Annotated in this window: 20 protein-coding genes; 3 read left to right on the forward strand and 17 right to left on the reverse strand. The window is 69.7% G+C overall.

What is annotated here, in order from left to right; translation table 11 throughout:
- Positions 1-83: 83 nt before the first annotated feature.
- From JAO81_RS38965 to JAO81_RS38980, 4 genes are read right to left on the reverse strand one after another with little or no spacing between them, the layout of a single operon-like run.
- Positions 84-752 carry a response regulator transcription factor gene (locus JAO81_RS38965; RefSeq protein ID WP_199552738.1) on the reverse strand — a complete coding sequence of 223 codons (669 nt, stop codon included), beginning with the start codon at positions 750-752 and terminating at the stop codon, positions 84-86.
- Positions 749-2005: a sensor histidine kinase gene (locus JAO81_RS38970; protein WP_199552739.1), complete on the reverse strand. Its 1257-nt coding sequence runs from the start codon at positions 2003-2005 to the stop codon at positions 749-751. Before JAO81_RS38970 ends, JAO81_RS38965 begins: the two co-directional genes overlap by 4 nt.
- A gap of 24 nt (positions 2006-2029) precedes the next feature.
- Positions 2030-2833 (reverse strand): ABC transporter permease subunit, encoded by an 804-nt coding sequence (locus tag JAO81_RS38975; protein ID WP_199552740.1) that lies wholly within the window; start codon positions 2831-2833, stop codon positions 2030-2032.
- A complete protein-coding gene (locus JAO81_RS38980; RefSeq protein WP_199552741.1) occupies positions 2830-3768 on the reverse strand; it encodes an ATP-binding cassette domain-containing protein in 939 nt (312 codons plus the stop codon). The genes JAO81_RS38975 and JAO81_RS38980 overlap by 4 nt, the downstream gene beginning before the upstream one ends.
- A gap of 147 nt (positions 3769-3915) precedes the next feature.
- On the opposite strand from JAO81_RS38980, the gene JAO81_RS38985 reads away from it, so the two are divergent.
- Entirely contained in the window at positions 3916-4461 is a 546-nt protein-coding gene (locus tag JAO81_RS38985; RefSeq protein ID WP_199552742.1) for a GNAT family N-acetyltransferase, read from the forward strand.
- An 8-nt stretch (positions 4462-4469) separates the two neighbouring features.
- Here JAO81_RS38985 and JAO81_RS38990 read toward each other — a convergent pair whose 3' ends face one another.
- On the reverse strand, positions 4470-5048 hold the full coding sequence (locus JAO81_RS38990) for an NADPH-dependent FMN reductase (RefSeq protein ID WP_199552743.1): 579 nt from the start codon (positions 5046-5048) through the stop codon (positions 4470-4472).
- Between the two features lie 59 nt (positions 5049-5107).
- Positions 5108-6637 carry an MFS transporter gene (locus JAO81_RS38995; RefSeq protein ID WP_199552744.1) on the reverse strand — a complete coding sequence of 510 codons (1530 nt, stop codon included), beginning with the start codon at positions 6635-6637 and terminating at the stop codon, positions 5108-5110.
- Positions 6638-6715: 78 nt separating this feature from the next.
- On the opposite strand from JAO81_RS38995, the gene JAO81_RS39000 reads away from it, so the two are divergent.
- Positions 6716-7402 (forward strand): TetR/AcrR family transcriptional regulator, encoded by a 687-nt coding sequence (locus JAO81_RS39000; protein ID WP_199552745.1) that lies wholly within the window; start codon positions 6716-6718, stop codon positions 7400-7402.
- On the opposite strand, the gene JAO81_RS39005 is transcribed toward JAO81_RS39000, so the two are convergent.
- The 10 genes from JAO81_RS39005 to JAO81_RS39050 all read right to left on the reverse strand — a co-directional run bounded on the left by JAO81_RS39005 (position 7399) and on the right by JAO81_RS39050 (position 17180).
- The gene (locus JAO81_RS39005) at positions 7399-8871 is read right to left on the reverse strand and encodes a type VI secretion protein (protein ID WP_199552746.1); all 1473 of its coding nucleotides are present in this window, start codon (positions 8869-8871) and stop codon (positions 7399-7401) included. The two genes, JAO81_RS39000 and JAO81_RS39005, sit on opposite strands and share 4 nt — an antisense overlap.
- A 1-nt stretch (position 8872) precedes the next feature.
- The gene (locus tag JAO81_RS39010) at positions 8873-10291 is read right to left on the reverse strand and encodes an ATP-binding protein (RefSeq protein WP_199552747.1); all 1419 of its coding nucleotides are present in this window, start codon (positions 10289-10291) and stop codon (positions 8873-8875) included.
- A 30-nt stretch (positions 10292-10321) separates the two neighbouring features.
- Positions 10322-11872 (reverse strand): SCO6880 family protein, encoded by a 1551-nt coding sequence (locus JAO81_RS39015; protein WP_199552748.1) that lies wholly within the window; start codon positions 11870-11872, stop codon positions 10322-10324.
- Complete coding sequence (locus tag JAO81_RS39020) at positions 11869-13194, reverse strand: hypothetical protein (protein ID WP_199552749.1); 1326 nt, start codon at positions 13192-13194, stop codon at positions 11869-11871. Before JAO81_RS39020 ends, JAO81_RS39015 begins: the two co-directional genes overlap by 4 nt.
- Positions 13184-14035 carry a hypothetical protein gene (locus JAO81_RS39025; protein WP_199552750.1) on the reverse strand — a complete coding sequence of 284 codons (852 nt, stop codon included), beginning with the start codon at positions 14033-14035 and terminating at the stop codon, positions 13184-13186. The genes JAO81_RS39020 and JAO81_RS39025 overlap by 11 nt, the downstream gene beginning before the upstream one ends.
- A 202-nt stretch (positions 14036-14237) precedes the next feature.
- Positions 14238-14546: a hypothetical protein gene (locus JAO81_RS39030; protein ID WP_187819562.1), complete on the reverse strand. Its 309-nt coding sequence runs from the start codon at positions 14544-14546 to the stop codon at positions 14238-14240.
- Positions 14547-14843: 297 nt separating this feature from the next.
- Entirely contained in the window at positions 14844-15122 is a 279-nt protein-coding gene (locus tag JAO81_RS39035; RefSeq protein ID WP_199552751.1) for a hypothetical protein, read from the reverse strand.
- Positions 15123-15182: 60 nt separating this feature from the next.
- Positions 15183-15902 carry a hypothetical protein gene (locus tag JAO81_RS39040; protein WP_199552752.1) on the reverse strand — a complete coding sequence of 240 codons (720 nt, stop codon included), beginning with the start codon at positions 15900-15902 and terminating at the stop codon, positions 15183-15185.
- A 107-nt stretch (positions 15903-16009) separates the two neighbouring features.
- Positions 16010-16321, reverse strand: coding sequence for a DUF397 domain-containing protein (locus JAO81_RS39045; RefSeq protein WP_199552753.1), 312 nt, complete (start codon positions 16319-16321; stop codon positions 16010-16012).
- A 7-nt stretch (positions 16322-16328) separates the two neighbouring features.
- Entirely contained in the window at positions 16329-17180 is an 852-nt protein-coding gene (locus tag JAO81_RS39050; RefSeq protein WP_199552754.1) for a helix-turn-helix transcriptional regulator, read from the reverse strand.
- Between the two features lie 157 nt (positions 17181-17337).
- On the opposite strand from JAO81_RS39050, the gene JAO81_RS39055 reads away from it, so the two are divergent.
- Complete coding sequence (locus tag JAO81_RS39055) at positions 17338-17751, forward strand: ATP-binding protein (protein ID WP_199552755.1); 414 nt, start codon at positions 17338-17340, stop codon at positions 17749-17751.
- Here the strand turns inward: JAO81_RS39055 and JAO81_RS39060 are convergent.
- A partial coding sequence (locus tag JAO81_RS39060) for a response regulator transcription factor (RefSeq protein ID WP_199552756.1) occupies positions 17725-18139 on the reverse strand: 415 nt, incomplete at its 5' end. The two genes, JAO81_RS39055 and JAO81_RS39060, sit on opposite strands and share 27 nt — an antisense overlap.

Genomic DNA, 18139 nt, shown 5'->3' on the forward strand with positions numbered 1-18139 from the left:
GGCGCCCGGGGGGAGAGAGGGCCCCCGCCGACCTTTTTTAAAGAAAACCCCCCCCCCTTAGCGGGCGGGGGCTTTTTTGTATTTCAGGAAGGCTTTACGAGGCGGGTGTCGTACGCCAGGATCACCGCCTGTACGCGGTCCCGCGCCCCCGTCTTCGCCAGGATGCGGCCGATGTGTGTCTTCACCGTCGACTCCGCGAGATGGAAGCGCTCGGCGATCTCCGAGTTCGTCCAGCCCTGGCCGATGACCGTGAGGATCTCCCGTTCCCGCTCGGTGAGTTGAGTGATACGGGAGTCCTGGGCGGCCGCTTCCGGCTCGCCCGGTTTCGGCAGCTTCTCCGCGTACGCGTCGAGGAGCCGGCGCGTCAGGCTCGGGGCGACCACCGCGTCACCGGAGGCCACGGCCCGGATCCCGGCGAGGAGTTCCTCGGGCTGGGCGTCCTTGACCAGGAAGCCGGAGGCTCCGGCCCGCAGACCCGCGTACGCGTACTCGTCGAGGTCGAACGTCGTGAGGATCAGGACCCGGGTGCGGTCGCCGGCCGCGACGATACGGCGGGTGGCCTCGATGCCGTCGAGCCCCGGCATGCGGATGTCCATCAGGGCGACGTCCGGGCGGAGTTCGGAGACCAGGCGTATCGCCTCGGCGCCGTTGGACGCTTCGCCGGCGACCGTGAGGTCGTCCTGGCTCTCCAGGAGCATGCGGAAGCCGAAGCGTTGCATGGGCTGGTCGTCGACGATGAGCACGGTCGTCACGGAGTGGGGCCTTCCGGGGGCGGGATCGGGATGCTGAGGTGGACCCGCCAGCCGCCGGCCGGCAGGGGTCCGGCCTCAAGTGTGCCCTGATAGAGGGCTGTTCGCTCCCGCATCCCGGCCAGTCCACGGCCGGTCCCGTCGGAGGCCGGAGCGTGTGCGTGGCCGGTGTCCGTCACGGTCACGGTCACCGAGTCGGTCTCGTACGAGGCGCGCACCTCGGCGGTGGCCGATGGGCCGCCGTGCTTCAGGGTGTTGGTGAGCGCTTCCTGGATCACGCGGTAGAGCGTCAGCTCCATGCCGGGAGACAGGGGCACCGGACTGCCCGTGACTGTCATACGGACGGGCAGTCCTGCGGAACGTACGCCCTCGATCAGGGAGTCGAGGTCGCAGAGCGCAGGAGCAGGGGCCAGCTCCGCGGCGGGGGACTCCTCGCGCAGGACGTCCAGGAGGCGGCGCAGTTCGCCCAACGCCCCGCGGCTGGTGGTGCCGATGGCTTCCAGTGCCTGCACCGCACGCTCCGGGTTCTTCTTCGCCGCGTACGCGCCGCCGTCCGCGAGGCCCGTGATGACCGAGAGGTTGTGTCCGATGATGTCGTGCATCTCGCGGGCGATACGGGTGCGTTCGGCCGCGGCGGCGAGCTGGGCCTGCTGGTCGCGTTCGATCTCGAGGCTGCGGGCGTGTTCGACGAGTGAGGCGAGGTGTTCCATACGGGAGCGGACCGCGATGCCGAGGAGCGCGGTGAGGATGAAGCCCCAGACCGCAGGGCCGAAGGAGCCGTCCCAGGCAGCGAGCGGATAGCGCAGGGCGCCGGGGACCAGCGGGGCGAGAACCACCACGGCGGCGGGGAGCAGCTGCTTGAGCGGGCGGTGCACCGCCAGATTGAACACCGCGATGAGCTGGGCGAAGTGGGCCTGGAGGATGGCGCCCGTCCAGCCGTTGGCGAGTGCGAAAGGCGCGGTCGCGAGGAGGACGGCCATGGGGTGGCGGCGGCGCCAGTAGAGCGGAACGGTGAAGCCCAGGCTGAGGACGAGGAGCTGCCAGTCCGGCACGTTCAGGTTCTGGGCGATCATGCGCCAGCCGCTGCTCGCGTAGTCGGTGAGGGCGGCGCCCACCCAGAACAGCGTGACGACGAGGTCCCACACCCAGGGCCTGCGCCGGTCGAAGACGCGGATGCGCTGCAGGAGTTGCTGCAGCGGACGGGTGGACGAGAGGGCGCCCGCGGTGCGGACACCCTCTCTCTGCTGATCGGTCACGGGCTCATCCTCCGCCACAGCAGGTCATACGTCCCGGCGCTTGAGGAAGAGCGCGGCGACGGCGACCGATCCGACCGCCCACAGGACCAAGGCGATCAGGGACGCGGCCGGTGAGGGCGCACCCGCGACGGTGTCGAGGGCGCCCGCATTGCCCGCGGCCTGCACCGGGAAGTACTCGATCGCGGTGTCCACGGCGTCGACCGGAATCATGGAGATGACTTCCGGCAGGATCATGACCCCGCCGACGAAGGCCGAGATGCCGCCCGCGACCGAGCGGAGCACGGCGCCGAGCCCGAGGGCGAAGACCGACAGGGCCGTGATGCCGGCGGCCACCCCCACGATGGAGGTGAGGACGCCCGGGTCGGTGAGGGCCGCCTCCTGGTCGGTGCCGGCCAGGAAGATCTGCCCCAGCGGGTAGGCGATCAGGCAGGTCACCAGGGTCAGCGGGAAGACGATGGCCGCGAGGACGGCGGCCTTCGACCACAGGACTGGGGCCCGCTTGGGCACCGCGGTGAGGGAGGCGCGGATCATGCCGCTCGTGTACTCGCCCGCGATCATCAGAACACCCAGGACCGGCAGTGAGATCTGCGCGATCTGTGTGCCGGCCAGGCCGATCCCGATCGGGTCGACGAACTCCCGGTTTCCCGTGTCGTAGTTGGCGGAGACCAGGAGCCCGAGGCCGATGATCAGGACCGCCGAGGAGAGCAGCGTGATCCAGGTGGAGCGGACCGTCCAGAACTTGTGCCATTCGGAGCGCAGTACGCGGGCGGGCGTCACGGCGTAGGAGGACGTGGTGCGGGTCGGCCGGGCGATCGTGGCGGTGCTCATGCTGCGTGTCCCTTCACAGAGATCTCAGAGTTCACAGTGGCGTTGTACTCGACCGAGTCACGGGTCAGGTCCATGAAGGCCTGCTCCAACGAGGCGGCGCGCGGGGTGAGTTCGTAGAGGGGGATGCCGTGGGCGGCGGCGGTGCGGCCGATCTGCTCGGCGTCCGTGCCGCGCACGTCCAGGGTTCCGGGGCTGTCGCTGGTGACCGTCACGGAAGGGCCGGCCAGAAGCGCGGCGAGTTCACCGGCCGACGGGGTGACCACCTTGACCGCTCCGGCGCCTGCTTCCCGTACGAAGGAATCCACCGTCGTGTCCGCGAGGAGTCTGCCGCGGCCGATGATGACCAGGTGGTCGGCCGTCAGGGCCATCTCGCTCATCAGGTGCGAGGAGACCAGGACCGTACGGCCTTCCGCGGCAAGGGACTTGAGAAGGTTGCGGATCCACAGGACGCCCTCGGGGTCGAGGCCGTTGACCGGCTCGTCGAGGATCACCGTGGCCGGGTCGCCGAGCAGCGCGGCCGCGATGCCCAGGCGCTGGCCCATGCCGAGCGAGAAACCCTTGACGCGCTTGCCGGCGACCTCGGTGATGCCGGCCAGATCGAGTACGTGGTCGACACGGGAGCCCGGGATGCCGTGGGTGAGGGCCAGGGAGATCAGGTGGTTGCGGGCGCTGCGGCCGGGGTGGACCGAGCGGGCCTCCAGGAGCGCGCCGACCTCGGTGAGCGGTGCGGCGTGGCCGGCGTAGGCGTGGCCGCCGAGGATGGCGGTGCCGCGGGTCGGGGTGTCGAGGCCGAGCAGCATCCGCATCGTGGTGGACTTGCCGGCGCCGTTGGGGCCGAGGAAGCCGGTCACGGTGCCGGGCTTGACCTCGAAGCTCAGGTCGTCGACGACGGTCTTGTCGCCGTACTTCTTGGTGAGTCCGTTGGCTCGAATCATGAGAATGACGCTACGGAGAGCGAAGGCCCGTTCCGTCGGACCGGGGGCGGCACCTGGCGGGCGGCTCTAGTACCCAGGTACGACGGTCGCGTCGCACCTGGGGATATCGTCTTGCGCCCTGCCCTGACCTGCGGCGACGATCGCCGTATGAGCTACGAGATACGCGCCGTACGCGCCGACGAATGGGAGCAGGTCAGGGACCTGCGGCTGCAGGCGCTGCAGGATCCCGCCGCGCCCATCGCCTACCTGGAGACCTACGAGGCGGCGAAGGCGCGGCCCGACCAGTTCTGGCAGGACCGCGCCGCCGGCAACTCCCACGGCCGGGACGGGCGCCAGTTCGTGGCGGTGGATGAGCACGGCTGCTGGGTCGGTGCGACAGTGTCGATCATTGAACATGCCGGCCGGGAGGACTTCTTCGGCGTGGTGATGCCGGTGACCGGTGCGCACTTCGTAGGTGTCTACGTGGACCCCGAGCACCGCGGCAGCGGGCTGGTGCAGCGGCTGTTCGAGGCCGCCGCCGAGTGGTCCTGGTCGGTCGAGGGGGTGGAGAGGGCGCGGCTCTTCGTCCACCAGGACAACCACAGGGCACAGGCCGCGTACAAGAAGATCGGGTTCGAACGCAGCGGAGGGGTCGTCCCGTTGGAGGCCGACCCCTCGAAGCTGGAGTACGAAATGGTGCTCAGCAAGCCATAGCGCAGGCCTTAGTTGTACGGACGCTCCGCGCGGCCCGCACGGAGCGTCCGGGCCCACCAGTCCAGCTGGTCCAGCATGGTCTTGGCCGCGCCCGCCGCACCCTGGGGGTCGTGGGCCTTGCCGTCCTCGCCGAAGTGGTCCCAGGCGCCGTGGAAGCTCACGCCGTCGCGGATGGTCACGCAGTGCACCTCGGCGAAGACCTGGCGCAGGTGCTCGACGGCGCGCAGACCGCCGGAGACACCGCCGTACGAGACGAAGCCGACCGGCTTGGCGTTCCACTCGGTGCGGTGCAGGTCGATGAAGTGCTTCAGCTGGGCCGGGTAACTGTGGTTGTACTCGGGGGTGACCACGACATAGGCGTCCGCGGCCTCGACCCGCGCGGCCAGCTCTGTGAGGGCCGGGGTGCGCTCCGTGCCCCAGTTCGGGTGGCAGGCCGGCAGCTCCAGGTCGGCTACGTCGATCACGTCGAGCTCGGCGCCGGAGTGCTGCTCGGCGAGCGCGGTGAACCACTGGCCGACCGTCGGGCCGAAGCGGCCGTCACGGGTGGAGCCGACGATCACGGCGAGGCGGTAGGGCGTGGTGGACATGGCAGGAACTCCTCTTGGTCAAGTGTGTTCGCTATACGGACAGTTGAAGCGAGGGGTGATCAGCGAGTCTGCAGTGTTGTGGGTTCCGCCAGCGGCGCCGGGTCGGTGTTCGTACGGTCAGGGCTCTGTGCGCCGGGCCGGGTGGTACGCGTCAGCGCCGCCACGGCCAGGGCGAGCACGGCCACCAGGCCGGCCACCGCCCACAGCCCGAGCCGCATCGATGCGCTGAACTGCTCGGCCTGGAGGGCCTCCTGGGCCACTCCCGAGGAGATCCGCCCGGCCGCCTCCGGCGAGCCGGCCCGCGCTTCGAGCAGCGCGAGCAGCAGGGCGCCGAAGACCGTGAGCATCACCGCGCCGGTGCCGCCGCGGACCGTGTTGAGGAAGCCCGAGGCCATGCCCGTACGGGAGGGGTCGACCGCGGTGAGCGCCTGGGCGTCGATGATGGCGATCGAGAGACCGGTGGCGGCGCCGAGGATCAGGACCGGGGCGGCGAGCGGAGCGGTGCCCATCCCGGGGTGCAGGACCGCGCCGAGCCAGATGTTGGCCGCGCTGATCAGGACAAGCGAGGTCAGGAGCAGGGTGCGTACGGTCACGCCGCGGTTGACCAGCCGGGCGCCGATCTGGGGCAGCACGGCCATCGGGACGCTCAGGAAGAGCAGCACGAGTCCGGCTTCGCGTGCGCTGAACCCGCTGGTCCCTTGCAGGTACGTGGGCAGGAAGACCATGGCCGCCCCGGTGCCCGCGCCGAGCGCGAAGGAGCCGAGCGGCCAGGCGATGAACGTGCGGTCGGCGGCCAGGGAGATGTCCAGGATGGGCCGGCCGCCGGGGGCGGCGGGCCGCCCCCCCCGGCGTACGAACGTGGGGGGCGCCCCCGGCCCCAGGGGCACCGGGAGCAGGGGGGGGGGCGAACCCCAGCCCTGCTGCGGGCCCTGGGTGATCGCGAACAGGGTGAGGGCGAGTCCGGAGATGAAGGTGGCGGCGCCCGCCTTGTCGACCTTGGGGCGTACGGCGGCCCGCGCGTCCGGCAGGACGACCGAGCCGACGAGGATCACGGCGCCCACGGCCGCGTAGGCGAGGAACGTGGTGCGCCAGCCGAGGGCGTCCACGATCGAACCGGAGACGGTCGGGCCGAGCGAGAGACCGACGGAGCCTGTGGTGCCGGCCAGCGCGAACGCCTTGGTGCGGGCGGGCCCTTCGAAGATCGTGGCGAGCAGCGCGGTGCCGGTGGCCATCACGCCGGCCGCGCCGATGCCCACCATGATGCGGGCGATGTCGAGCAGCAGGATGTTCTGGGCGGCGGCCGAGGCGATGGTGCTCACGGTGTAGAGGAGCGCGCCGAGCGAGAAGAGCCGGCGGCGGCCGTAGAGGTCGCCGAGCGAACCGGCGACGAGCATGAAGGAGGAGGCGGCCAGGAAGTAGCCGGTCACCACCCAGTTGAGGGCCCCGCCGCTCGCGTCGAGGTCGGCGCCGATGCTCGGCAGGGCGACGGTGGTGCCGGACATGGCCATCGGGAGGGTGAAGAGGCCGAGGAGGACGACGGCCAGAGTGGTCCTGCCCCTGTGCGCCGGGGTATGCGCTGCGGTTGCCATGGCGATAAACTACAACGAGCGTTGTAGCTATTACAACGGTCATTGTAATTTTCGGGTCAAGCTAGGTTGAGGTTTGGCATGGCGAAGCAGGACGAGAGCGGGCAAGCCGGACTCCCAAGTGCGCAAAAGCCCCTGCGCAAGGGGATGTTGGAGAAGCGGCAGGCGATCCTCAGGGGTGCTCGGGCGGTCTTCGGGCGCGAGGGCTTCACGCGGGCGAGCATCGACGCGATCGCCGCGGAGGCCGGGGTGTCGAGCCGTACGCTCTACAACCACTTCGGGGACAAGGAAGGCCTGTTCCGGGCCGTGCTGCTCGACAGCTCGGTCGCGGTCACCACCGCTCAACAGGAGCTGCTGGACCGGCACTTCCACAAGTTCCGGGATCCCGAGGGAGATCTTCTCGACATGGTGCGCGAGTGGGTCGGCGGGGCGGAGGCCCACCCCGAGCACTTCGCTCTCGTACGGCAGATCATCCCGGAGGCGAACCGGCTGCCCGCGGACGTACTGGAGGAATGGCAGCGCATCGGGCCGAGGGCGACGCGGGAGGCCCTGAAGCGGCATCTCCTGGCGGTGGGGCGGGACGGGCTCCTGGCGATCGACGAGGAGAACGCGGAGCGGGCCGCGCGGCACCTCGCCCTGTTCACGGCGGGGGCGGTGGCGGCGGAGACGGCCCAGGGGGCGCTCACCCTGGCGCCCGAGCACTTCGACCGCCTGGTGCGGGAGGGGATCGGACTCTTCCTCACGCTGTACGGCAAGTCCGCGGGCTAGACCGGCAGTTCGGCGTCCGGCCAGCGTGAGCGGCCCTGCTCCCGGGAGCGGAGCAGGGCCAGTGTCACCAGACCCTGGTGTTCCGTGCCGGGCGTGAGCAGCTCCGGGAGCTGGGGAAGCGGAGCCACCGCGGCGACATCGTCCAGTACCAAGGTCAGTGGTGGGTCGAGGCGACCGGCAGATGACCGTTCGGCCATGCGCCGGCCGCGCTCGACCACGCTCGACACGAGTGCGGTGAGCAAAGGCATGGCACCGGGCTGCGTCCGTGGATCCTCGATGGCTTCACCCACCACGTAAAGCGTGCCCCCTTCGTCAGCGAAGGAATCCAGGGTGAGGGCATCTGTTCGGTTGGGTGTGCACGCCTCGCGGATATGGATCGAGAAGAGCGAGGACAGGGCGCGGGCCGTCAACTCCTGTGCCATGTCACGGCGTTCGGGGTGCGCGGTGAGCTCGGCCTCGAGTTCGCCTGCCGAGCCGGGTGCGGCATGGGTGTGCGTACGGAGCGTCCGTACCGCGTCCTGGACGTTGCTGCCCTGGGCCCAGCGGTGGACGTGCTTGAAAGCGCGGTTGTCGAGGGCGGCGGCGTGCAGGTAGCTGCGCAGCAGCGTTTCCGCGGTGGCGGCCGTGGCCGCGTCCAGCTTGGCGGTCGGGCGGACCGGGGCGAGCAGGGCCTCGGCTCTCTCCCGCGCGGTCTGCTTGTCCTCGCAGCCGACGGCGGGGTTCCAGTGCATACGGGCCGGGGTGTCGCAGAGATGGCCCGGGTCGTAGAGGAGGACCGGGCCGAGCTTGGCCCGGGCGTCCTTGGTCTCCTCCCAGACGGTGGGGTCGCTCGTGACGATGACGGCTGCGCCCTCGGCGTCCTGGATCGCCTGTACGGCAAGGGGTTTACGGGTTCGGGGGTCGCCCAGGACGAGCGGTTTGCGTTGCCGGGGCAGCGGGGTCCGCGCCTCCGGCGCCTGAGGCACCCGCTCGACCGAAGCCTCCGGCGTCGTGGGCACCGGCGCCTGAGGCGTCAGACTCTGGGGTGCCTCCGGCACCATGCGCTGTGGCGCCTCCGGCGCAAGCTGCTCCGCGACTGCGTCGCGGGAAGACTGTTTGACCGCACGCCACCGCGTCCACGTCCCCAGCACGAACACCGTGAGGACCACGAGCACCATCGCCTGCCCGATCACCAGGCCCCAGAACAGCCCGTAACCGGAGAGCTGCGAGGCCTCAGTGGCGGGCCAGGCGCCGACCAGGTCGTGCGGCGCGGCCACCAAGTGCCTTATCGCAAGAGGTGTCCGGCCGAAGGTCACACCCGAGGGCCACGCACCGTGCGCGAGCAAGCCCGCGAGCCCGGTGGCGGTCCACACCAGGATCGAGAGTCCGAGCACGAACGCGAGGAGCCCCACGAGCAGTCCGTCAGGGATCCCTCCGCCCGATTCCGGTCTGCGGTCCCGGTGATACCCCCGCTCATGCTCGTATCGCATCTCACGCCACCGTGGACTCTGACGACGTACCCATCTGCTGCTCCATGTACAACGCCCTCTCCTCCGCCTCCCGTTCGGCGGCAAGGAGTTCCTCGGAGGCCGAGGCGACCTGATCCGCACCGGACTCCGTCATGGCCCGGTCGGTGTACACCAACGGCCGTTCCATCTCGGTGATGAGGTGCTTGACGACTTGGACATTGCCGTTGACGTCCCACACCGCGATGCCCGGGGTCAGCGTGGGAATGATCTCCACGGCCCAGCGCGGCAAACCCAGGACCCTTCCGGTGGCCCGCGCCTCGTCCGCCTTCTGGGCGTAAATTGTGCGGGTGGACGCCATCTTGAGGATCGCCGCCGCTTCCTTGGCCGCCGCACCGTCCACCACGTCCGACAGGTGGTGCACCACGGCCACGAAGGAGAGACCGAGGCGCCGGCCGAACTTGAGGAGCCGCTGGAACAGCTGGGCCACGAACGGCGAGTTGATGATGTGCCACGCCTCCTCCACCAGGAAGATGCGCTTCTTGCGGTCGGGCCGGATCCACGTGTGCTCGAGCCACACGCCCACAATCGCCATCAGGATCGGCATCGCGATCGAGTTGCGGTCGATGTGGGACAGGTCGAAGACGATCAGCGGGGCGTCGAGATCGATGCCCACCGTCGTCGGCCCGTCGAACATGCCCCGCAGGTCACCGTCGACCAACCGGTCCAGGACCAGGGCGACATCCAGACCCCAGGCCCGTACGTCCTCCAGGGCGACGTTCATCGCCTCGGCCGACTCCGGCTCCGGGTGGCGCAGTTGCTCCACGATGTCGGTCAGGACGGGCTGACGCTCCACGATCGTCTCGTTGACGTACGCGTGCGCCACCTTCAGGGCGAAGCCCGAGCGCTCGTCAAGGCCGTGCCCCATCGCGACCTCGATGATCGTCCGGAGCAGCGCGAGCTGACCGGTCGTCGTGATCGAAGGGTCGAGCGGGTTGAGCCGGATTCCCATGTCCAGGGCGGCCGTCGGGTCGAGCCGGATCGGCGTTATGCCCAGCTCCTGGGCGATGAGGTTCCATTCGCCGACCCCGTCCTCGCCTTGCGCGTCGAGTACGACGACCTGACGGTCGCGGAACCTCAACTGCCGCAGGACATACGTCTTCTCGAGGGCCGACTTGCCGTTGCCGGACTCGCCGAGCACCAGCCAGTGCGGAGCCGGCAGCTGCTGCCCGTACAACTGGAAGGGGTCGTAGATGTAGCCCTTGCCGGAGTACACCTCGCGGCCGATGATCACGCCCGAGTCCCCGAGTCCCGGGGCGGCCGTCGGGAGGTAGACCGCCTGCGCCTGGCCGGTGGAGGTGCGGACGGGCAGGCGGGTCGTCTCCACCTTGCCGAACAGGAAGGCGGTGAACGCGTCCGTGATCGCTGTCAGCGGATCTCGCATGAGCTGGTGCCCCTTACGACGGCTCGGCGGCTAGCGGCGGATGCCGGTCGCGAACGGCAGCGTGTTGACGAAGGCCCGGTGATGCTCGCGGTCGCACCACTCCAGCTTGAGATAGGACTTGCCGGCCGAGGCGCGGATCGTCCGCTTGTCCCTGGCCAGCGCTTCGGGGTTACGGGAGGACACCGTGATGTAGCCGACGAGGTTGACGCCCGCGGCGCCGCTCGCGAGGTCCTCGCCGCGCTGGTCGAGGCGGGAGTGCGCGGCGATGTCGCGCGGGTCGACCGTGCGGTTCATCTTCATCTGACGGGAGGCCTCGGCCTCGTCGTTGGTCTTCTCGGTCAACATCCGCTCGATGGCGATCTCGGTGGGTTCGAGGTCCATCGTCACGGCCACGGTCCGGATCACGTCCGGGGTGTGGACCAGCAGCGGGGCGAGGAAGTTGACGCCGACCGGCGTCATCGGCCACTCCTTCACCCAGGCCGTCGCATGGCACCAGGGAGCACGCGTCGAGGACTCCCGGGTCTTCGCCGTCAGATACGTGGCCTCGCGGGCGTCCAGCTCGGCCGGCCAGGCATTGCGCTTGGTCATGGCCTGGATGTGGTCGATCGGGTGGTCCGGGTCGTACATCGAGTGCACGAGGCTCGCGAGCCGGCCCTGGCCGAGCGGCTGCCGTACGCGGATGTCCGCCTCCTGCAGCCGCGAGCAGATATCCGTGAGCTCGCGCGCCATGACCACGGCGAGCCCGGCGTCCTTGTCCACCTTGCGGCCCGCGAGCGGCCGTGTGGCCTTCGCCATCGCCGCCGCCTCGGCCGCCAGTTCCCGGCTGTAGTGCATGCACGCCACCAGGTAGGCGCGGTGCTGCTCACTGCTGGTGGACACCATGGACTGCAGCTGCTCGTACGAGTCCTGCAGCCACACGGGCGCCTTCTCGTCCCCGCGTACGGTGACGTCCTTGGCGTGCGCGTCGGGGTCGGCCGGGAGGGTGCGGGCGAGCATCTGCAGGCGGGTGACGAAGCCGTCGCCGTTGGCCACGTGCTTGAGCAGGGTGCCGAAGCGGTCGACCAGAGCTTCCTGGTCCTCGGAGTCCCTGAGCCCGACGCCGGGTCCCTCGATCTCGATCGCGGCCGTCACCGTACGGCGGTCTGCATGCAGCAGCACGGCGATCTCGTCGGGCCCGAAGGGGGCGGCGAGCCAGGTGATCCGGCCGATCCCGGGCGGCGGACCGACCTCGATCTCGCGCCCGTCCATCCGCACACCGGCCTCGGGCGCACCCGAGCGGTAGGCGGTGCCCTGGCGCAGGGTGCGCTTGTAACTGCGGTTGATCTCGAACCACTTGAAGATCGTGCGGCCCTTGTACGGGACGTACACCGTCGCGAGCGCGAGCATCGGGAAGCCCATGAGCAGCAGGATCCTGAGGCTGAGCACGGGCACGAGGAGCCCGCACATCATGCCGAGGAACGCGCCCGCGATGATCAGTGCGATCTCGCCGGTCTCACGGTTCTTTCCGATGATCGCGTTCGGCCGGGCGCGGCCGATGAGATAGGTGCGGCGGGGCGTGACCGTATGGGACTGGGTCGTCAACGCCCTTCACCTCCCGAGCGGTTGCTGGTGCGGCTTGCGGTGTTTCCCGTCCGGCGCGAGCTGTGGGTGCCCGTGCTCGGAGTCGTACGGGGCGGGGGTGCGGCGGAGGGGACGATTCCGCCGCCGTTGGATCCGCGGCTGCTGTGGGCGGCGACTCCGCCGGAGGCGGGGTTGGCGGGCCTGGCCTGGCCGCCCTGGTTGTTGTCGCCGCCACGGCCGCGCGAGCTGTGGGTCTTGATGCCCTGCGAGACGAGGGCCGCGGGCGAGGAGATCACGGCCGCGGCCTTGCCCTCGGCGCCCTGCATGATGCGGTTGTTGCGCCCTGCGGCGATCTCGTCGCCGAAGCCGGGTACGAAGCGGTAGATCATCGCGCTGGCGAAGATGGCGAGCAGGATGATGCTCAGGCCGGAGACCACGGCGGAGAACGCGTTCGGCCCGTCCTCGTCACTCAGCGCGCCTGCCAGACCGAGCACGATGACGATGACCGGCTTGACGAGGATCACCGCGATCATGATCCCGGCCCAACGCCGTACGTGGCCCCAGAGGTTCTTGTCGACGAGCCCGGCGTACACGACCGTCCCGAGCAGGGCGCCCACGTAGAGGAGCGCGGCCCGGATGACCAGCTCGAGCCAGAGGATCCCGGCCGCGAGGATCGACACGAGCGAGACGACGATCAGCATGATCGGCCCGCCGCCGATGTTCTCGCCCTTCTTCAGGGCCTCGGAGAAGGTCCCGAAGAACGTGTCCGTCTGATTCCCCGTGGCCTGCGCGATGGCATCGGTGATGCCGTCGGTGGCGGAGACGACCGTGTAGAGGATCAGCGGCGTGAAGGCGGAGGCGAGGACGGTCAGCCACAGGAACCCGATGGCTTCACCGATGGCCGTGGTGAGGGGGACACCTCGTACGGCCCGCTTGGCGACGGCGAGCAGCCACAGGAGGAGGGTGAGGATGGTGGAGGCGGCGAAGACGACGGCGTAGCTCTGCAGGAACTTGTCGTTGGTGAAGTCGACTTCCGCTGTTTTCGCAACGGCGTCGCTGAGCTTGTCGACGGTCCAGCTGGCGGCGTCGGCACAGCCCCTTGCGAGGGAGCTGAGGGGGTCGAGGGTGTTGAGGGCGTCGTCGGCGGGGGTCTTGGGGGCGTCGGATGAGCCGGAGCGGCCGTTTTCGCAGTACTCCTTGGCGGGGCCGTGGATGAGGTCGCACGGGTTGTCGCTCGGGTCCGGTGTGGGCGCGGCGTAGACCCGCGTCGCGCCCAGGACCGCTGCTGTCTGAAGTGCCAGCACGGCACCGGTGACGACGGCCCACTTTCGGTCAGCGCGCATACGTGAACCCTCCGTACTGCTCGACCGCATCCGCGATGTCGTCAGCGCCAGAGGCGCGATCGTCGCCGGGTACGGGGGTCGGACCTGCCTTCTGTGAGTGCGTCACGGCCTGCCAGTGGCCACCTTCGACCCACTCCAGCTCCATCGTGATCGTGAACCAGTCACTGGTCACCGGGTTCGTGGAACCCTCACCCGCGAGCCCGAGCAGCCCCGAGCACCAAACTTCGACGGTGGCCTTGTCGTTGCTGTACGAGGTGACCTTGGTGCCGATCGGTGTCGTACGGGAGACGAACGTGAAGCCCTTGGGGGTCGTGCCGTCCTGGTTCAGCCCGAGGTTCTTGAACAGGTCGGCGGAGTAGGCCTTGTCGAGCGACTCCTCGAACCTCTGGACGCTCTGCGGAGCCATCACCACGGCGAGGATGTTGCGCCGCTTGTCCTTTTCGAACATGTCGTACGAGCCCAGAGCCACCGCGTAGTTGGCGGCAGCGCTCTGCACACCCGTGCGGGACTGCTTGAACCCGACCGGGATTCCGCCGTCCTTTGTGCCGACCGCATCCTCACCAGACGCAGCCGTCGGATTGGCCCCCGGCTTGGAGCCCCCCGACCCGCCGCCGTCCCCGTCCTCACCCCCCTGATTGGCAAAGGCAATCGCCGCGATCAGCAGCACCACCACGCCGACCACCGTGACCAGGGACCGTGAAGCCCGGGCCGGGCGGCGGGGTGCTCCGTAGCCGTCGCCGTCGCCCTCCGGCAGGCGCGTCCGCGTCGTTCCCGTACCGCCGTAGAAGACGTCGTCCTCGGGACCGGGACGATCGTCGTCGTAACCGCCGCCAAGACTCATGACGCGTACGCCCCCTCAACCGATTGCAGAACCGCGCAGTACGACGGTAGCCGTGCCGGTCGCCGCGTGTGCGCGGAGTGGTGACTGGACATCAGGGAGACGCAACCTCAGCCGGTGGGCACGACGGACGAATGGGAATGTGGCCGGGAACAGTCGGTGGTGCCCCGGTCGGCTACTGCGAACTCGGGCACAGGGGAGGCGTCTAGACGGCCATCCCGTACACGATCGTGAAGAGTGTGCCGAGCGATCCGATGATGAAGACGCCCGTCAGGCCGGCGACGATCAGGCCCTTGCCCTGCTCGGCGCTGAAGGTGTCCCGGAGGGCCGTGGCGCCGATGCGCTGCTTCGCGGCGCCCCAGATCGCGATCCCGAGACAGATGAGGATGGCGATCGCCATCACGACCTCGATCATCACGCGGGCTTCGCCGCCCAGACTCCCGAACGGCCCCCAGTCAGGGGCGATCCCGCCGATGATCGTGGTGATGTCGCCCTTTTCGGCTGCCAGAAGCATGTAACTCACCGCCCCTTGTGGGTAGTTCCCGCACCCCCTGCCGGTGCGCAGAGGCCAGGCATCATTGTCTCCGAGATTTGCCCGGCGCATGTCGACTTGCGGCCATCAGTTGCCAGAGTTGTTCCGGAGGCGTGGCGGACCGACGAATACCGCCCGGGACTCCCCCTGGGGGGGGGCCCGGGCGGGATACGGCGGTCCCCATGGTCACTCTGTGGTTCACCGGCGGGGGCGGGGGGGAATGGGCTGGCGGGGGGGCGGAACTCGTGCCCTTTGGGCGCGTCCCTCGTTACCTCCCGCTCAGCGCTGCATCAGCACCACGATGACGCCCGCCACGGCGGCGATCACGGCGAACGCGCCCAGGAAGCGGCCGATCGCGGCGTTGGGGCGCGAGCGCTCCTTGACGATGACGATGCGCAGCCGGACTTCGTTGCCCGCCAGGTAGGCGGGGATCAGGTCGCCGGCGCGGCAGGGCGGGATCTGGAAGGTGGCGTTGATGCCACTGCCCTGGACGGGCAGGTCCACGCCGGTGGCGGCCTGCTCGGCCGTGATCGTGATCGGTATGACCTTGGGCGCCATGCGGTTTCTCCCCCGGAGACGGGTGCGGGACGGCCCGATTGTGCCGTACGGCCCGAGTGGTCAGTTGCGGGCGTAGGAGCCGAGTCCCTCGAGGCAGTAGACGTACTCGCTGATCACGGCGCCGTTCATCGTGTACCGCGAGGAGAAGGCGTACTGCGTCTTCGGGTTGGCGTTGCACTCGTCGAGTTCCGAGGTCATCGGGAAGGTCTGGATGACCTTGTAGTGCGCGTCGCTCGCCGAGCAGGCGACCTCCTCGACGTCGTCGACCTCCTGGGCGGTCTCCGAGTCGGGCAGGGTGCCGTTGAGGCAGGTGCCTTGGTCGTACGGGTCCGGGGCCGGGCTCTCGGACGGGGACGGGCTGTCCGTGGCCGGGTCGCTCGCGGCCGGGGTGGACGCGGCGGTGGTGGGGGTGCCCGAGCCGGTGTTCTTGCTGTCGTCGTCATCGCCCATGCTCGTGGCGAGGAACAGTCCGACGGCGACGGCGGCGGCCAGGACGACCTTGATGAGGCCGGCCCCGACCTTCGATCGGCCCGGAGTGGCGCGGGCGGGCGGCGTGCCGTAGGGGTTCGTGGGCTGCTGCGCCCCCGAGGCCCCGAAGAGGTCGATCTGGATCCTGAGGATGACCTCGGAGGCGCCGACCGTCATGCGGATCTCGTCACCGTGGCGGCACGGCGGGATCTGCAGGGCGATGCGCCGGCCGCCCTGGTCGACCTCGAATATCGCGCCGGTGGTGGCCTGTTGGGGTGTGAGCGTGACGGGGATGACCTGCGGCTGAGGCATGGCGGGCTCCTGTGGTCGCGATGCTGGGGGCGGTGGCAGGATTCTGGCCCGCCGCCTCCAGCGGAAGCGCGCGCTCCACCCACTCGGTCACAAGGCTGTTCCGATCGTTACGCCCCGGTGGCATGTGGGGGGTCTACGACGTGGTCGAACTCCCCTGCGCGGACGCCTCGTTCGAAGGTGTGCCACCTGTCTGTCGTGGTGGTGACCGGGCCCAGGCGAACCGTTCCGTCGGGGGCGGTCGGGGCGGGGGCGCCGGCCTTGATGTCGGCGAGCAGGTCGCCGAACTCGGCCCGGTCCATGCGGTGAACCGCGCCGCTTGGATCGGCGCTCTCCGTGAGCAGGACGGTCGCGTCATCAGCGGCTACGTGGACGCACGACTCGCCCTGGCCGCAGTAGGACGACTTCTGCCATTCGAGCATGGCTGCCTCACAGTTCTTTGCGGACGTTGTGGATGAGGTCTCGTGAGCGCGTGGTGTCGAGGGCCACCGCCGTCATGCGGTCCAGCAGCAGTCGGTAGGACTCCAGTTGTGCCTCCGCGTCCACGAGTACGGGACCGTGGGACTGGTCCAGCGTCACGGTGTCGAGCTGAGGCACGGGGCCCGATACGTAGTAGATCGTCTGCCCGGACCCCGGGTAGGCGCCGATCGCGAACGGGATGACCTGCACGGTGACGTGCTTGCGGTCGCTCTGGTCCAGCAGGTGCTGGAGCTGGTCTTTCGCGACGGAGGTGCCGCCGACGGGTACACGGAGTGCCGCCTCATGGATGATCGCCCGGAACGGTGTCGGTGGTACGCGGTCGAGCGCGGCCTGGCGCTGGAGCCGATAGCTGACACGGTGTTCGAGGTCGGAGCGTGAGAACTCCGGTACGACCTGACGGAAGATCTCGCGGGCGTGATCCGTGGTCTGGAGCAGGCCCGGGATGTGTGCGGTGGTGGCGGAGCACAGGCGTGTGGCGTGCTGCTCCAGCTCGGCGATGTCCAGGAGGGCGCCCGGCAGGTAGTCGCGAAATGTCTCCCACCATCCGCCCTTTCGCTCCGTCGCCAACTCGACGAGACCGTCGAGGTAGTCCTTGTTGCAGCACCGGTAGATGCGTGCCAGAGAGCGCAGCCGTTCGGGGCTGACGCCGAACCGGCTCGCCTCGATGTTGCTCAACTGCGCTTGACTGACGCCCAGTTCGCGAGCGGCCTCGGTGGCGGACAGGCCCGCGCGCTCTCTGAGTCTGCGCAGCTCCGTGCCCAGCCTGATGCGGCGGGCGGAGGCGGCGGTGCGCGGAGCCATGGCTCAACTCCCCTTGTAACCCACACGAATGAAAACGTAAAGCGATTGCAGGAATCGCAAATAGTTTATGTCACTCTGAGTCTCCCGGAAGAGCACCGCGGGACGCCGCGGCAGAGCCACCGCACCCTCAACCACCTATCCCTGAAGGAGACTTCCGATGGCAACCGTAGCCGCACAACCATGGGCGTACACGCTCCAACTGCCCCACGACCCCCGCGCACCCGGAATCGCCCGCGCAACCCTCCGCGCGATCCTCCGTACGTACGGGCTCGACGAACTCACGCCCACCGCGGAGCTGTTGGCGAGTGAGCTCGTCACCAATGCGCATCTTTACGGGAAGGGCGGTCCGTACGGACTCCGTGTCGGGGAGCGGCCCGACGGAGGGCTGCGCGTCGGCGTGTGGGACGCGAACCCGCAGATCCCACCCCCGTTCGTCGGCGTACCCGTGCAGGCGCCGCAAGGCGAGCGCGGCCGTGGGCTCCTGCTCGTGCAGGCCTGCGCGGACCGCTACGGGGCGTACCCGCTGCAACAACCCGGAAAGTACCTATGGGCGGAGTGCGCCCTTCCTTGACGGCGAGAGGAGCTGGGCCAGTTCGGCGCGGGACGACACGCCCAGCTTGGCGCAGAGCCGGTACAAGTGGCCCTCCACCGTACGGACGGAGAGCGTGAGGCGGTCCGCTATCTGCTGGTTGCTGTGGCCCGCCGCCGCGAGGAGGGCGATCTCGCGTTCGCGGCGGGTCAGGGGGAGGGGACGGGCCCAGGCGAGCAGCGCCGGGGTCCCCAGACCCTGGCAGTCCGTGGCGAGGCGGTCGGCCGCGGCGGACTCCGTACCCGCGGACCCCGTACGGCCGGACCGCTGGAACGCACTGGCCGCCTGCGCGTGGGCGGTCGCCGCCGCGGCAGGGGCGCCGGGCGGGGCGGGGGGGGGGGGGGGCGCGCGCGGTGCCTCCCCCCCCCCC

This window comes from Streptomyces sp. N35 (genome assembly GCF_016464295.1).
GTDB lineage: Bacteria > Actinomycetota > Actinomycetes > Streptomycetales > Streptomycetaceae > Streptomyces.

Bases quoted from the DNA above. Each gene is read 5' to 3' on its own strand.
- JAO81_RS38975 (WP_199552740.1), bottom strand. From the start codon at position 2,833: ATGAGCACCGCCACGATCGCCCGGCCGACCCGCACCACGTCCTCCTAC.
- JAO81_RS38980 (WP_199552741.1), bottom strand. From the start codon at position 3,768: ATGATTCGAGCCAACGGACTCACCAAGAAGTACGGCGACAAGACCGTC.
- JAO81_RS38985 (WP_199552742.1), top strand. From the start codon at position 3,916: ATGAGCTACGAGATACGCGCCGTACGCGCCGACGAATGGGAGCAGGTC.
- JAO81_RS38990 (WP_199552743.1), bottom strand. From the start codon at position 5,048: ATGTCCACCACGCCCTACCGCCTCGCCGTGATCGTCGGCTCCACCCGT.
- JAO81_RS38995 (WP_199552744.1), bottom strand. From the start codon at position 6,637: ATGGCAACCGCAGCGCATACCCCGGCGCACAGGGGCAGGACCACTCTG.
- JAO81_RS39000 (WP_199552745.1), top strand. From the start codon at position 6,716: ATGGCGAAGCAGGACGAGAGCGGGCAAGCCGGACTCCCAAGTGCGCAA.
- JAO81_RS39005 (WP_199552746.1), bottom strand. From the start codon at position 8,871: ATGCGATACGAGCATGAGCGGGGGTATCACCGGGACCGCAGACCGGAA.
- JAO81_RS39010 (WP_199552747.1), bottom strand. From the start codon at position 10,291: ATGCGAGATCCGCTGACAGCGATCACGGACGCGTTCACCGCCTTCCTG.
- JAO81_RS39020 (WP_199552749.1), bottom strand. From the start codon at position 13,194: ATGCGCGCTGACCGAAAGTGGGCCGTCGTCACCGGTGCCGTGCTGGCA.
- JAO81_RS39025 (WP_199552750.1), bottom strand. From the start codon at position 14,035: ATGAGTCTTGGCGGCGGTTACGACGACGATCGTCCCGGTCCCGAGGAC.
- JAO81_RS39030 (WP_187819562.1), bottom strand. From the start codon at position 14,546: ATGCTTCTGGCAGCCGAAAAGGGCGACATCACCACGATCATCGGCGGG.
- JAO81_RS39035 (WP_199552751.1), bottom strand. From the start codon at position 15,122: ATGGCGCCCAAGGTCATACCGATCACGATCACGGCCGAGCAGGCCGCC.
- JAO81_RS39040 (WP_199552752.1), bottom strand. From the start codon at position 15,902: ATGCCTCAGCCGCAGGTCATCCCCGTCACGCTCACACCCCAACAGGCC.
- JAO81_RS39045 (WP_199552753.1), bottom strand. From the start codon at position 16,321: ATGCTCGAATGGCAGAAGTCGTCCTACTGCGGCCAGGGCGAGTCGTGC.
- JAO81_RS39050 (WP_199552754.1), bottom strand. From the start codon at position 17,180: ATGGCTCCGCGCACCGCCGCCTCCGCCCGCCGCATCAGGCTGGGCACG.
- JAO81_RS39055 (WP_199552755.1), top strand. From the start codon at position 17,338: ATGGCAACCGTAGCCGCACAACCATGGGCGTACACGCTCCAACTGCCC.